This is a genomic window from Kocuria sp. ChxB (assembly GCF_044359605.1).
GTDB classification, from domain to species: domain Bacteria; phylum Actinomycetota; class Actinomycetes; order Actinomycetales; family Micrococcaceae; genus Kocuria; species Kocuria rhizophila.
The window spans coordinates 381072-396385 of the sequence record NZ_CP121123.1 but is presented as its reverse complement, the minus strand read 5'-3'; the positions used below and the strand labels follow the sequence as shown (position 1 = coordinate 396385).

The following is a 15314-nucleotide window of genomic DNA, read 5'->3' as shown; positions in this document are numbered from 1 at the left end:
CACCTGGATCCCACGACGTCCGCCGCGCACCCACCGAGTGTTCCCGGGCATCGTCGACGCACCAGACCAGCCCACCCCTTGGTGAGGAGCTCCGTCATGAGTCAGCAGCACGCGCCCCACTCGGCGCCCCGCGAGCACGAGCCCGCAGCCCACGCGCCCACCGGGCCCGGCCCGGAGGTCGTCTCTCCCTTCGAGCAGTTCTCCGCCGTGCCCCAGGACCAGGGGCTGTACCGCGCGGAGGACGAGAAGGACGCGTGCGGCCTCGCGGTGGTCGCCACCCTGAACGGCACGGCGTCCCACGACATCGTGGACGCCGCCCTGACCGCGCTGCGCAACCTCGAGCACCGCGGCGCGGTGGGCGGGGACGAGGGCACGGGCGACGGCGCCGGCATCCTCACCCAAATCCCGCACGACTTCCTGCGGCAGAGCGTGGACTTCCGACTGCCGCCGCGCGGTTCCTACGCCGTGGGCACGGCGTTCATGCCCACCGGCGGAGCCCACCTGTCCGAGCTCAAGGCAGCTCTCGAGGACCTCGCGCGCGCCGAGCAGCTCACGGTGCTGGGCTGGCGGGACGTCCCGGTGGTCGAGGATGCCGTGGGGGCCTCCGCCCGCGCGGTGATGCCCACGTTCGTGCAGGTCTTCGTCGCGGCCGCGGGCGCGGCGGACGCTGCCGCGTCCCCGTCCGCCGACGGTGCGGCGTCGTCGGAGCGGGACGCCGCGCAGCTGGAGCTGGACCAGCGGGTCTTCCGCGTGCGCAAGCGGGCCCAGAACAAGTTCGGGATCTACTTCCCGTCCTTCTCCTCCCACACGCTCGTGTACAAGGGCATGCTGAGCACGGCGCAGCTGGAGCCGTTCTACCCGGACCTCTCCGACCCCCGCTTCACCACCGAGCTGGCCGTGGTGCACTCCCGGTTCTCCACCAACACCTTCCCGTCCTGGCCCCTGGCCCAGCCCATGCGCACCCTGGCGCACAACGGGGAGATCAACACCGTGGTGGGCAACCGCAACTGGATGCGCGCCCGGCAGTCCTCGATGTCCGGCGCCGTGCTGGGCCGCCAGCCCGAGGACCTCTACCCGATCTGCTCCGAGGGCGCCTCCGACTCCCAGTCCCTCGACGAGGTCGCGGAGCTGCTGCAGCTCGCGGGACGCCCGATCACCGAGACCATGCTGATGCTGATCCCGGAGGCCTGGCAGAACCACGAGAGCATGGACCCCCGGCTCAAGGCGTTCTACGAGTACCACTCAACCCTCATGGAGCCGTGGGACGGGCCGGCGTGCGTGTCGTTCACGGACGGCGTGCGCGTGGGGTCCGTGCTGGACCGCAACGGGCTGCGCCCGGGGCGCTTCTGGCAGACCGAGGACGGCCTCGTGGTCTTCGCGTCCGAGGTGGGCGTGGTGGACGTGGGGGACCGCCGTGTGGTCCGCAAGGGCCGGGTGGCCCCCGGCACCATGTTCCTCGTGGACACCCGGGCCGGGCGGATCGTGGAGGACGCCGAGATCAAGGAGGAGCTCGCCGCCGCGAAACCCTGGGAGGACTGGGTGCGGGAGTCGGTCCGGCCGGTCTCCGAGCTCCCCGAGCGTGAGCACATGAGCCACCCGGCCCACTCCGTGCGGCTGCGGCAGAAGACCTTCGGCTACACCGAGGAAGAGCTCAAGATGATCGTGGGCCCCATGGCCGCGGCGGGCGCCGAGCCCATCTACGCGATGGGCACCGACACCCCTGTGGCCGTGCTCTCCAACCGGTCGCGGCTGCTCTACGACTACTTCGTGCAGTCCTTCGCGCAGGTGACCAACCCCCCGCTGGACGCCATCCGCGAGGAGCTCGTGACCTCCATGGCGGGCGCCGTGGGGCCCATGGCCAACATGCTCTCCACGGCCCAGACCCGCACGCGGCAGATCCGCCTGGACTTCCCGGTCATCGACAACGATCAGCTGGACCAGTTCGCCCACCTGGAGGACGACGACGGCGCGTCGCTGAGTCTGCGCGTGCGCGGGCTCTACCGGCCCGTGGACGGCGCGCGCTCGCTGCGCGACCGGATCGCGGAGATCTGCGAGAAGGTCTCCGCCGCGGTCAACCGCGGTGTGCAGTTCGTGATCATCTCGGACCGGGACTCCAACGGGGCGTGGGCTCCGATCCCGTCCCTGCTGCTGACCTCCGCGGTGCACCACCACCTGCTGCGCTCGGCCACCCGCACCAGGGTGGCGCTGATCGTGGAGTCCGGGGACGTGCGGGAGGTCCACCACGTGGCGCTGCTGCTGGGCTACGGCGCCTCCGCCGTGAACCCGTACCTGGCCATGGAGTCCGCCGAGGAGCTCGTGCGGCGCGGTGAGGTCACCGGTGTCACCGAGGAGCAGGCCGTGGCGAACCTCATCACGGCGCTCGGCAAGGGCGTGCAGAAGATCATGTCCAAGATGGGCATCTCCACCGTGCAGTCCTACTGCGGTGCTCAGACCTTCGAGGCGCTCGGGCTGTCCAGCGAGCTCGTGGCGGACTACTTCTCCGGAACCCGCACGCAGATCGAGGGCGTGGGCCTGGACGTCATTGCCGCGGAGACCGAGGCGCGGCACCGGCTCGCGTACCCGGAGGACGGCGTCACCGAGCCCCACCGGGACCTCGCGACCGGCGGAGAGTACGACTGGCGCCGCGAGGGGCCCCGCCACCTCTTCGACCCCCACACGGTGTTCCGGCTGCAGCACGCCACGCGCACGGGTCGCTACGACATCTTCAAGTCCTACACGCAGCGGGTGGACAGCCAGGCCCGGGAGATCGCGTCCCTGCGCGGGCTGATGAGCTTCGCCTCCACCCGGGAGCCGGTGGACATCGACGAGGTCGAGCCCGTCAGCGAGATCGTCAAGCGCTTCTCCACCGGTGCCATGAGCTACGGCTCCATCTCCATGGAGGCGCACGAGACCCTCGCGATCGCCATGAACCGGCTGGGCGGGAAGTCCAACACGGGCGAGGGCGGCGAGGACGTGGAGCGGCTCGTGGACCCCGAGCGCCGCTCCGCCATCAAGCAGGTGGCCTCGGGACGCTTCGGCGTCACGAGCCTCTACCTGGCCTCCGCCGACGACCTGCAGATCAAGATGGCCCAGGGCGCCAAGCCCGGTGAGGGCGGCCAGCTCATGGCCCAGAAGGTCTACCCGTGGATCGCCCGCACCCGGCACTCCACCCCCGGGGTGTCCCTGATCTCTCCGCCGCCGCACCACGACATCTACTCGATCGAGGACCTGGCGCAGCTCGTCTACGACCTCAAGCGCGCCAACCCCAGGGCGCGCGTGCACGTCAAGCTCGTCTCGGAACGGGGCATCGGCACCGTGGCGGCGGGCGTGACCAAGGCCAAGGCCGACGTCGTGCTGGTGTCCGGCCACGACGGCGGCACGGGCGCCGCGCCGCTGAACTCGCTCAAGCACGCGGGCATGCCGTGGGAGCTGGGGCTCGCCGAGACCCAGCAGACCCTGCGCCTCAACGGCCTGCGCGAACGCGTGGTGGTGCAGGCGGACGGGCAGCTCAAGACCGGGCGGGACGTGGTCGTGGCCGCGCTGCTCGGGGCCGAGGAGTTCGGCTTCGCCACCGCCCCGCTCGTGGTGGAGGGCTGCATCATGATGCGCAAGTGCCACCTGGACACGTGCCCCGTGGGCGTGGCCACCCAGAACCCCGAGCTGCGCTCGCGGTTCACGGGCAAGGCGGAGCACGTGGTGAACTTCTTCGAGTTCATCGCCCAGGAGGTGCGCGAGCACCTTGCGGAGCTCGGCTTCCGCAGCATCGCGGAGGCCGTGGGCCACGCGGAGGTGCTGCGCACCCGGGAGGCCGTCGAGCACTGGAAGGCCAAAGGACTGGACCTGAGCCCCGTGCTGGACTCCTTCCGCGCGGAGGGCGTCACGGACGGGCTGCGCAACACCACGTCGCAGGACCACGAGCTGGAGAAGCACTTCGACAACCGGCTCATCCCGCTCGCGGCACCGGCCATCGAGCGCGCGGAGCCCGTGCGGGTCCAGGAACGCGTGGTCAACACGGACCGTGCGGTGGGGACCATGCTCGGCTACACGGTCACGAACGCCCTGGGCACGCGCGAGCTGCCGGACGACACGATCGACGTGACCCTCACCGGTGAGGCGGGCCAGTCGCTCGGCGCCTTCATCCCGCGCGGCATCACGCTGCGTCTCGAGGGGGACGCCAACGACTACACCGGCAAGGGGCTCTCCGGCGGGCGGATCGTGGTGCGGCCACCGCGGGACGCGGGCTTCACGGCCCACGAGAACGTGATCGCGGGCAACGTGATCGGCTACGGCGCCACGAGCGGTGAGATGTTCTTCAACGGCGTGGTGGGCGAGAGGTTCCTGGTCCGCAACTCGGGCGCCACCGCGGTGGTCGAGGGCATCGGGGACCACGGCTGCGAGTACATGACCGGCGGCGTCGCGCTCGTGCTCGGTGAGACCGGACGCAACTTCGGCGCCGGCATGTCCGGGGGAGTGGCCTACGTGCTGGACCTGGACGAGACGGATGTGAACCGGCAGGCCCGTGCCAACGGCGACCTGCAGCTCGGGCACCTGGACGGCAACGACCGCGAGCTGGTGCTGGAGCTGCTCAAGCGCCACGGCGAGGAGACGGGCTCCGATTTCGCCGCCACGCTGCTCGCGGACCCGCAGCACAGCCTGACCCGCTTCACCAAGGTGCTGCCGCGGGACTACTCCGCGGTGCTGGCACTGCGCAACGAGGCCGAGGCCGAGGGCGAGGACCCGGACGGCGACGGCACCTGGCACAAGATCCTGGAGGCGACCCGACGTGGCTGATCCCCGTGGTTTCCTGACCGTCCGCGAGCGCGCGGACCGTCCCAAGCGTCCCGTCCCGGTGCGCCTGATGGACTGGCAGGAGGTCCAGCAGCGCCAGGAGGCCGGTGTGCTCCACCAGCAGGCCGGGCGCTGCATGGACTGCGGCGTGCCCTTCTGCCACCAGGGGTGCCCGCTGGGCAACCTGATCCCGGAGTGGAACGACCTGGTGTGGCGGGAGCAGTGGGGCGAGGCGTCCGAGCGGATGCACGCCACCAACAACTTCCCCGAGTTCACCGGCCGGGTCTGCCCGGCGCCGTGCGAGTCCTCGTGCGTGCTGGGCATCAACCAGGATCCCGTGACCATCAAGCAGGTGGAGTACGCGATCGGGGAGAAGGCGTTCGAGGACGGCCTGATCGAGCCGTGCATCCCGCAGCGGCTCGTGGGCCGGACCGTCGCGGTGGTCGGCTCCGGTCCCGCCGGGCTCGCGGCGGCCCAGCAGCTCACGCAGGCGGGGTTCACGGTGGCCGTGTACGAGCGCGACGACCGCATCGGCGGGCTGCTGCGCTACGGCATCCCCGACTTCAAGCTGGAGAAGTCGGTGCTGGAACGCCGACTGGACGTCATGCGCCAGGAGGGTACGCGCTTCCGACCGGGCGTGGAGATCGGCCGGGACATCACGTGGGACGTGCTGCGCCGGCGGTACGACGCCGTGGTCGTGGCCACGGGTGCCACACGGCCCCGTGAGCTGGAGATCCCCGGGCGGGACCTCGACGGGATCCACCCCGCGATGGACTACCTGGTGCGCTCCAACAGGCACGTGGCGGGGGACGAGGTCCCGGACCTGGTGGACGCGCGCGGCAAGCACGTGATCGTGCTGGGAGGCGGGGACACCGGCTCCGACTGCATCGGCACTGCCCTGCGACAGGGGGCCGCGTCCGTGACGTCGCTGGCCATCGGCCGCAAGCCGCCCGTGGACCGGGCGGACGAGGAGCCGTGGCCCATGATGCCCAAGGTCTTCGAGGTCTCCACGTCCCACGAGGAGGGCGGGGAGCGCACCTTCCTGGCCTCCACCGTGGAGTTCGTGGGGGAGGACGGGCACGTCACCGGACTGCGCGTGGCCGAGACCGAGTACCGCGAGGACGGCTCCCGCGGCCCCCGTCCCGGGACCGAGGAGGTGCTGCCCGCTGACCTCGTGCTGCTGGCCCTCGGGTTCACGGGCAACGAGTCGGAGCAGCTCACGGAGCAGCTGCCCGTGGCGCTGGACGGTCGCGGCAACGTGGCACGGGACGAGAGCTACATGACCGAGGTGGACGGCGTGTTCTCGTGCGGAGACGCCGGGCGCGGTCAGTCGCTCGTGGTCTGGGCCATCGCGGAGGGTCGCGCGTGCGCCGCGAACGTGGAGCGCCACCTCACGGGCCAGACCCGGCTGCCGGAGCCCGTGGCACCCTCGGAGCGCGCGATCGACCTGAGCCTGTGAGGCCCGCCGCGGCGGTCCCCGGCCCACAGCCGCGGACGCCGGCCCGGCGGCGTCGTGCCCCGCGCGGCGGGTGTGACGCAGCGTGCGGCGCCTGGTAAGCGGGCTCATGTTCTTCGAGCGCCCGGGATTGTTAGGCTGGAGGCAACATCGGCGGAGCGGCCGCGGCCACGCAGCATCGGCAGCGTGACCCGGCCGCTTCCGCTGTGTGTGACAACCATCCGTTCTTCGAGAAGGAGTCACCCCATGCGTCGAGCGAAGATCGTGGCCACCATCGGCCCCGCCATCTCCTCGTACGAGAACATCACCCAGGCGATCCGGGCCGGCATGAACGTGGCCCGCCTGAACATGAGCCACGGGGACCACTCCGTGCACAGCGCCTCCTACGAGAACATCCGCCGGGCCAGCGAGGAGCTCGACACCACGGTGGCGATCCTCGCGGACCTGCAGGGCCCCAAGATCCGCCTGGGCAACTTCTCGGACGGCCCGCACGAGCTGGAGGTCGGTGACACCTTCACGATCACCGTCCGGGACGTGCCCGGGACCCGGGAGATCTGCTCCACCACCCACAAGGGCCTGCCCGGGGACGTCTCCGTGGGGGACCCGCTGCTGATCGACGACGGCAAGGTGGCCCTGCGCGCCACCGGGGTCACGGACACGGACGTCACCACCGAGGTGGTGGTGGCCGGACCGGTCTCCGACCACAAGGGCATCAACCTGCCGGGCGTGGCCGTCAACGTCCCTGCCCTCAGCGACAAGGACGAGGCGGACCTGCGCTGGGCGCTGCAGCGCGGCGTGGACATCATCGCGCTGTCCTTCGTGCGGGACGCCAAGGACATCACCCGGGTGCACGAGATCATGGCGGAGGAGGGTCGCAAGATCCCCGTGATCGCCAAGATCGAGAAGCCCCAGGCGGTGGACGCGCTGCACGAGATCATCGACGCGTTCGACGGCATCATGGTGGCCCGCGGCGACCTCGGTGTGGAGCTTCCCCTCGAGGCCGTCCCGATCGTCCAGAAGCGTGCGATCGAGCTGGCACGCCGCTGGGCCAAGCCGGTCATTGTGGCCACCCAGGTGCTGGAGTCCATGATCGACAACCCGCGCCCCACGCGCGCCGAGGCCTCGGACTGCGCCAACGCCGTGCTCGACGGCGCGGACGCGGTCATGCTCTCGGGCGAGACCTCCGTGGGCAAGTACCCCATCAAGACGCTCGAGACCATGGCGAGCATCATCGAGGCCACGGAGACCGAGGGCATGGACCGGATGCCGCCGCTCGGCACCGAGCCGCGGACCCGCGGGGGCGCGGTCACCCGCGCGGCGGTGACCATCGCCCGGCAGCTGGACGTCCCCTACATCTGCACCTTCACGCAGTCCGGGGACTCCGCACGCCGGCTCTCCCGGCTGCGGCCCGACCGTCCCATCCTGGCCTTCACGCCCGAGAAGAGCGTGCAGTCCTGGTTGCAGCTGCTCTGGGGTGTGCAGCCCATCCGCGTGGACCGCGTGGAGCACACGGACGAGATGACCCGACAGGTGGACCACCACCTGCTGCAGTACGACCTCGCGGACACGCAGGACATGGTCGTGATCTGCGCCGGCTCGCCCCCGGGGCACGCCGGGTCCACCAACCTGGTGAAGGTGCACCGGGTGGGGGACCTCCAGGACGCGGGGGAGGCCCCGCAGCGCGAGCCGCACGAGGGTGTGGGCCCGTGGCGGGAGACGCTGCGCGGGTCCGGTTCCTGGCGCGAGCCGTGAGCCGGTGACCGGCTGACCGGCGCGCTCCCGGTCTGACGGGGCGCCGTGGACGACGACGCGGGGTGCGGATCCGAGGGATCGGCACCCCGCGTCGTCGTCGTGGTGACCGCCCACCGGGCCCGCCCGGGGGCAGGTGCCGGTCCGGAGGGCGGAGCGGGTCCTGTGCGGACGGCCGCCCGGAAACGACGAACGGCCCCGCGTCAACGGGGCCGTTCGTCGTGGTGCTCTGACCAGGTGATTCGTGGTGCCCAAGGTGGGACTCGAACCCACACATGTCTCCATACCGCATTTTGAGTGCGGCGCGTCTGCCAATTCCGCCACTTGGGCCCGGACCGTGCGTCTGCCGCTGCGGATCGCCGAGGGATCCGGGGGCTCCGGCGCCGGTGCGGCTCACAGCCTACATGATGGGACTAGCATGACAGGGACACCGGGCGCTCCGCCGGTGACCCCGCCCGGCGCGGCGGTGTGCTGTGTCTCACGGGGCGCCGGGGCCGCTCCCGTGGTTGGATGCGGTGTCGAGAACATCGTGACCACCTCGAGACCAGGAGTGCCCGTGACGGATATGCCGACCACCCCCGACCCTGACCCCGCCACGGCGCAGGAGCAGGGCGAGCAGGAGACCGCCTCGACCGCGGGTGCCACGGGTTCCGCCCCCCGGACGGTGGTCGTGGCCGAGGACGAGGCCCTGATCCGCATGGACGTCGTGGAGATGCTCGAGGACGCCGGCTACCGCGTGGTGGCCCAGGCCGAGAACGGCGAGCAGGCGGTGGCCCTGGCCACCGAGCACCGCCCGGACCTCGTGCTGATGGACGTCAAGATGCCCGTGATGGACGGCATCACGGCCGCGGAGCAGATCGCCGCGGACCGGATCGCCCCCGTGGTCCTGCTGACCGCCTTCAGCCAGCGCGAGCTCGTGGAGCGCGCCCGCGAGGCCGGGGCCATGGCCTACGTGGTCAAGCCGTTCACCGTGGACGACGTGGTCCCCGCGATCGAGATCGCCATGTCCCGCTTCGAGGAGATCGAGGCGCTCGAGAACGAGGTCGCGGACATGAAGGAGCAGTTCGCCACCCGCAAGCTCGTGGAGCGCGCCAAGTCCCTGCTGCAGTCCAAGATGGGGCTGTCCGAGCCCGAGGCGTTCCGCTGGATCCAGAAGACCTCCATGGACCGCAGACTGTCCATGCGCGAGGTCGCGGAGGCCATCATCAACCAGGTGGCCTGAGCGTCCCCCAGCTCCCTGTCCGGGGGTGCCCCTAGGATGGGTGCGTGACCGAGACGAGCCAGCAGCCCAGCCAGGATCCGAGCACGCCCCGCACGGTGGTGATCGGCGAGAAGACCGACGCCCCGCAGCAGGTGCCCCTGCCCGAACCGGTGTCCCGCCCGGACAGGAGGCTGCTGCTCATCGACGGGCACTCCCTGGCGTTCCGCGCCTTCTTCGCGCTGTCGCGCGCCGCCGAGTACGGCGGCGGTCCCGGATTCGTGACCTCCGAGGGGGTGCACACGGAGGGCGTCTACGGCTTCGTGAACACCATGGTCAAGCTGGTGCGCGAGGAGAAGCCCACGCACCTGGTGGTCTCCTTCGACCTCGAGGGCCCCACGCTGCGCTCCCAGGAGTACGGGGAGTACAAGGGCGGCCGCGACGAGACCCCCGAGGAGTTCCACGGCCAGGTTCCCAACATCCAGCGCGTCCTGGAGGCGCTGGGCGTTCCGATCGTCACCATGGAGGGCTACGAGGCGGACGACGTCCTGGCCACGCTGGCCTCCCGCGCCGCTGCGGACGACTTCGAGGTCCTCGTGTTCTCCGGGGACCGGGACGCGTTCCAGATGATCACGGACCACGTGAACGTGGTCTACCCCGGCCGCACACCCTCGGACCTGCGGCGCATGGACGCGGCCGCCGTCTTCGAGAAGTACAAGGTGGCACCCCAGAACTACCCCGATCTCGCCGCGCTCACGGGGGAGACCGCGGACAACCTCCCGGGTGTCCCGGGGGTGGGCCCCGGCTTCGCTGCCAAGTGGATCACCGCCTACGGCCCCGTGGAGTCCCTGCTGGAGCACGCCGGGCAGATCACCGGCAAGAAGGGGGAGGCCCTGCGCGAGAACGAGGAGCTCGTGCGGCGCAACCGCAAGCTCAACCGGCTGGTCACGGACCTGCCCCTGGACATCGACCTGTCCACCGCAGTGCTGCCGCGGGCCGACGCCGAGCGCGTGGGCGAGGTCTTCGACGAGCTCGAGTTCGGTTCCCAGCTGCGCGGACGCCTGCTGGATGCCTTCGGCGGGGACGTTCCCGCGGACGACGCCGCCGTTCTCGCCCCCGTCACGGACATCACGGTGGTGCGCACCGCCCAGGAGTTCGCCGACTGGCTGGCCGTGCAGGAGGACGGTGTGCCCGTGGTCGTGCGCCGGCTGTCCCCGGACCCCAAGGCGCTCAGCGGGGAAGAGGTCACCACGCTCGTGCTCACCGGGGACACGGGCGCCGCGGTCGATCTCGTAGCGGCGGACGAGGACCTCACGCACGTCGTGGAGTCCTGGCTCGGGGACGCCGCGGCCCCCAAGGTCGTGGACGGCCTCAAGGACCTTTACCACGGGCTGATCCAGCGCGGCATCGACCTCGCGGGGGCCGTGGACGACGTCCAGCTCTCGGGCTACCTGGTCCGGCCGGCGCTGCGCTCCTACGAGCTGGAGGCCCAGCTGGCCCAGCACCTCGAGGTCGAGGTGCCCGCGGCGGAGGACACCGCCGGGGATGCGCACGGGCAGACCGAGCTCGCCCTGGACGAGGAGGACGAGCTCGTTGGCGTGAGCGAGGCGGTGCTGGTGCGCGAGGCCACCCTCGGTCGCGCGTGCCGCGACCTCAGCGCGCACCTGCGCGGGCTGCTGGAGGCGGACGGGCAGCTCGGGCTGCTCACCGAGCTCGAGATGCCGCTCGCGGTGATCCTCGCGCGCATGGAGGCCACCGGGATCGCGATGGACCGGCCGGGGATCGACGCCCTGTTCGAGGACCTCCAGCACCCCATCGACCAGGCGTTCGAGCAGGCCCAGGCGCAGCTCGACCACGAGGTCAACCTGGGCTCCACCAAGCAGCTGCAGGCCGTGATGTTCGACGAGCTGGGACTGCCCAAGACCAAGAAGACCAAGACCGGCTACACCACGGACGCCGCCGCCGTGGCGGACCTGATCGGCAAGGTCTCCCCGGACACCCCCGGCTCCCGGTTCCTGGTGGCCCTGATGCACTGGCGCGAGTACTCCAAGCTCAAGCAGATCGTGGCGGGGCTTCGGGACGCGATCGCGAACGACGGCCGCATCCACACCACCTACCAGCAGACCGTGGCGGCCACCGGGCGGCTCTCCTCCACGGGCCCCAACCTGCAGAACATCCCGGTGCGCACCGAGCAGGGCCAGCGCATCCGAGACGTCTTCGTGGTGGGGGAGGACGCCACGGGTCCTTTCGAGTGCCTGATGACCGCGGACTACTCCCAGATCGAGATGCGCATCATGGCGCACCTGTCCGGGGACGAGGGGCTGATCGAGGCCTTCCGGGGCGGTGAGGACCTGCACCGGTTCGTGGGCTCCCGCGTCTTCGACGTGGCCCCCGGGGACGTCACCCCGCAGATGCGATCCAAGGTCAAGGCCATGAGCTACGGGTTGGTCTACGGACTGAGCTCCTACGGACTCTCCCAGCAGCTGAACATCGGTGTGGACGAGGCCCGGACCATGATGAGCGGCTACTTCGAGCGCTTCGGGGGCGTGCGGGACTTCCTGCGCGGCGTCGTGGAAGAGGCCCGTTCCAAGGGCTACACCGAGACCATCGACGGCCGCCGGCGCTACCTCCCGGACCTCACGAGCGACAACCGGCAGGCCCGCCAGGCCGCGGAGCGCATGGCCCTGAACGCTCCCATCCAGGGGTCCGCTGCGGACATCATCAAGAAGGCGATGATCGGTGTGGACCGGGCGCTGCGAGACGGTGAGCTCCGCTCCCGCGTTCTGCTGCAGGTCCACGACGAGCTCATCGTGGAGGTGGCCCCCGGCGAGAAGGACGCCGTGGAGAAAATCTTGCGCACCGAGATGGCCGGCGCGGCCGATCTCACGGTGCCGCTGGATGTGAACGTGGGCACCGGGCCCACGTGGCACCAGGCGGCGCACTGACCCCGCCCCCGCGAACGGCCCGGCAGCCCGGACCGGCTGCCGGGCACAGCACCCCCACCCCCTGCGGCCCCGAACGGTTCCTCCCCGTTGTGGGAGGAGCCCGGGGCCGGTGCACGGAACGAAGGAGCACGATGAGCACGACACCCCCTCAGGACCAGCCCGCCGAGATCACCCACACCGCACGGGGCAACACCTACCGGCTGCGGCGGTTCTCCGTGACCGAGGGCTCGCTCGCGGACAACCCCGAGGCCGTGCAGTGGAACCGCGCGGTGTACCAGGGGTTCCACGACGCCGAGCCCACCGACGAGGCCACCCGGCGGATCCTGCGCTCCCTGCGGGAGGCGGGCACCCGGCTGCGCTCCGTGTACACGGCGGATCCCGTGCCCCCCGCGGCCCTGGGTGCGGAGCGTCCCGTGGCCACGTTCTGCTCGTGGGACTCCGAGCTGACGCTGGGCGAGGGCCGCAGCATCCCGGCGTGGCTGATTTCCGAGGTCACCGTGCGACCCACCCACGCCCGGCGGGGTCTGCTGCGCCGCCTCATGACGCAGGACCTCACCGAGGCGCACGAGGCCGGGTTCCCGGTGGCGGCGCTGACCGCCTCCGAGGCCACGATCTACGGCCGGTTCGGATTCGGTGCCGCCACGTTCAACGCCGAGGTCACGGTGGACGCGCACTCCCGGCTCCAGCTCAAGGCCCCCACCGTGGGGACGGTGGAGATGGCCGACAACCTGGCCGTTGCCGAGCTGGCCCCGCAGATCTTCGAGCGCTTCCACCGTTCCACCGCCGGTTCGCTGCGGCGCACTGTGAAGTGGTGGGACTACGTCTCGGGGCAGTGGAACTGGCACCGCGGCGCCGTCGAGCCCGAGCTGCGCACCGCCGTGCACTACGACGAGCAGGGCCGGCCGGACGGCTACGTGAGCTACAAGTTCCTGCCCACCCAGGGCTACGAGGGAACCCTTGAGGTCGTTGACCTGGTGGGCGCGGACTCCCAGGCGCAGATCGCCCTGTGGGAGTTCCTGTGCAACCTGGACCTCGTCACCGAGGTGCGCTACAAGTCGGCACCCATCGAGGACCCCCTGATGTGGGGCATGGTGGACATGTCCGCGTACACCGTGCACAAGCGCGCGGACCGGGTGTGGCTGCGGGTCCTGGACCCCGTGGCCGCGCTGTCCGCCCGTCACTACACCGCGCACCGCAAGATGACTCTGTCCATCGTGGACTCGCTGGGATTCGCGGACGGGATCTACGAGATCGACACCACGGACGGGGAGACCCGCGTGGCGCGGGTGGGGGACCGGCCCCGGACCGAGAGCGACCGGGCGGGCGCGTCCATGCCGGAGGTCGAGCTGCCGGAGGGGGTCGACGCCGCGCTGACCGTGGACCTGCTGGGCTCCCTCTACCTGGGCGCGGTCAAGGCGTCCACGCTGCACCAGGCGGGTCTGCTGCGGGTGCGGGACGACGACGCGCTGCGGGACCTCCAGGACCTGATGACCACCACGGCGGACCCGTACTGCATCTCCCCGTTCTGACTCTCAGCCGCTTGAACACGCACCTGCCGGGCACTAGACTGGTACGGTGCGTGTTTTCGCACGCCCACACCAAGTTCTACTCTTCCGCTCCGCCGTGCCCTCGCGGCGCGGGTGCGGAAGTGACAATCCATCACACCAATTCCATCGGAGTCCCTACTACATGACCACCACCACCCAGCAGGTCGCCGTCAACGACATCGGAACCGAAGAGGACTTCCTCGCCGCTGTCGACGCGACCATCAAGTACTTCAACGACGGCGACCTCGTGGAAGGCACCGTCGTCAAGGTCGACCGCGACGAGGTCCTCCTGGACATCGGGTACAAGACCGAAGGTGTCATCCCCTCTCGCGAGCTGTCCATCAAGCACGACATCAACCCCGACGATGTCGTGGCCGTGGGTGACGAGGTGGAGGCTCTGGTCCTCACCAAGGAGGACAAGGAAGGTCGCCTGATCCTGTCCAAGAAGCGCGCCCAGTACGAGCGCGCCTGGGGCGACATCGAGAAGGTCAAGGAGGACGACGGCGTCGTCACCGGTACCGTCATCGAGGTCGTCAAGGGTGGTCTCATCCTGGACATCGGCCTGCGCGGCTTCCTGCCGGCCTCCCTCGTGGAGATGCGTCGCGTCCGCGACCTCGCGCCGTACATCGGCCAGCAGCTCGAGGCCAAGATCATCGAGCTGGACAAGAACCGCAACAACGTGGTGCTGTCCCGCCGTGCATGGCTCGAGCAGACCCAGTCCGAGGTCCGCGCCAACTTCCTGCAGCAGCTGCAGAAGGGCCAGGTCCGCACGGGCACCGTGTCCTCGATCGTCAACTTCGGTGCGTTCGTGGACCTGGGTGGCGTGGACGGCCTCGTGCACGTCTCCGAGCTGTCCTGGAAGCACATCGACCACCCCTCCGAGGTCGTCGAGGTCGGTCAGGAAGTCACCGTGGAGGTCCTGGACGTGGACATGGACCGCGAGCGCGTGTCCCTGTCGCTCAAGGCCACCCAGGAGGATCCCTGGCAGCTGTTCGCCCGCACCCACGCCCTGGGTCAGGTCGTGCCGGGCAAGGTCACCAAGCTGGTTCCGTTCGGTGCGTTCGTGCGCGTCGAGGACGGCATCGAGGGCCTGGTGCACATCTCCGAGCTGGCCCAGCGCCACGTGGACATGGCCGAGCAGGTCGTCTCCGTCAACGAGGAGCTGTTCGTCAAGGTCATCGACATCGACCTGGAGCGCCGCCGCATCTCGCTGTCCCTGAAGCAGGCGAACGAGGGCGTGGACCCGGAGTCCACCGAGTTCGATCCCGCCCAGTACGGCATGGCCGCGGAGTACGACGAGCAGGGCAACTACAAGTACCCCGAGGGCTTCGATCCCGAGACCAACGAGTGGATCGAGGGCTACGAGGAGCAGCGCGCCGCGTGGGAGGAGCAGTACGCTCAGGCCCAGTCCCGGTGGGAGGCGCACAAGGAGCAGGTGCGCAAGCACATCCAGGACGATGCCGAGGCCGCGACCACGTCGTCCTCGTCCTCCTCCTCCTCGTCCAGCCCGTCGCAGAGCCACTCCTCCGGCCCCACGAGCTACTCGTCCGAGGCCCCGGCCGAGGACTCCGGCACGCTGGCGTCCGACGAGGCCCTCGCCGCTCTGCGCGAGAAGCTCACCGGCCACTGAG

Annotated in this window: 7 protein-coding genes and 1 tRNA gene; 7 read left to right on the top strand and 1 reads right to left on the bottom strand. The window is 70.5% G+C overall.

Translation table 11 applies throughout. The annotated features are described in order from the left end of the window. Positions 1 to 96 precede the first annotated feature (96 nt). From gltB to pyk, 3 genes are all read left to right on the top strand, one after another. Complete coding sequence (gltB, locus tag P8S73_RS01680; RefSeq protein WP_396350460.1) at positions 97 to 4791, top strand: glutamate synthase large subunit; 4695 nt, start codon at positions 97 to 99, stop codon at positions 4789 to 4791. After that, positions 4784 to 6247, top strand: a complete 1464-nt coding sequence (locus P8S73_RS01675) for a glutamate synthase subunit beta (RefSeq protein WP_259897940.1) — start codon at positions 4784 to 4786, stop codon at positions 6245 to 6247. The genes gltB and P8S73_RS01675 overlap by 8 nt, the downstream gene beginning before the upstream one ends. Positions 6248 to 6490: 243 nt before the next feature. Continuing rightward, complete coding sequence (pyk, locus tag P8S73_RS01670; RefSeq protein WP_019309084.1) at positions 6491 to 7996, top strand: pyruvate kinase; 1506 nt, start codon at positions 6491 to 6493, stop codon at positions 7994 to 7996. 242 nt (positions 7997 to 8238) lie between these two features. On the opposite strand, the gene P8S73_RS01665 is transcribed toward pyk, so the two are convergent. Next, a tRNA-Leu gene (locus P8S73_RS01665) sits at positions 8239 to 8323 on the bottom strand. Positions 8324 to 8558: 235 nt separating this feature from the next. On the opposite strand from P8S73_RS01665, the gene P8S73_RS01660 reads away from it, so the two are divergent. The 4 genes from P8S73_RS01660 (at position 8559) to rpsA (ending at position 15313) form a co-directional block, all read left to right on the top strand. After that, entirely contained in the window at positions 8559 to 9215 is a 657-nt protein-coding gene (locus tag P8S73_RS01660; RefSeq protein ID WP_224764872.1) for an ANTAR domain-containing response regulator, read from the top strand. Positions 9216 to 9259: 44 nt separating this feature from the next. Continuing rightward, on the top strand, positions 9260 to 12136 hold the full coding sequence (polA, locus tag P8S73_RS01655; RefSeq protein WP_059281253.1) for a DNA polymerase I: 2877 nt from the start codon (positions 9260 to 9262) through the stop codon (positions 12134 to 12136). 131 nt (positions 12137 to 12267) lie between these two features. Continuing rightward, the gene (locus tag P8S73_RS01650; protein ID WP_396350459.1) at positions 12268 to 13665 is read left to right on the top strand and encodes a GNAT family N-acetyltransferase; all 1398 of its coding nucleotides are present in this window, start codon (positions 12268 to 12270) and stop codon (positions 13663 to 13665) included. Positions 13666 to 13825: 160 nt separating this feature from the next. Next, a complete protein-coding gene (gene rpsA, locus P8S73_RS01645; protein WP_059281255.1) occupies positions 13826 to 15313 on the top strand; it encodes a 30S ribosomal protein S1 in 1488 nt (495 codons plus the stop codon). The last annotated feature ends 1 nt before the right edge of the window (position 15314 follow it).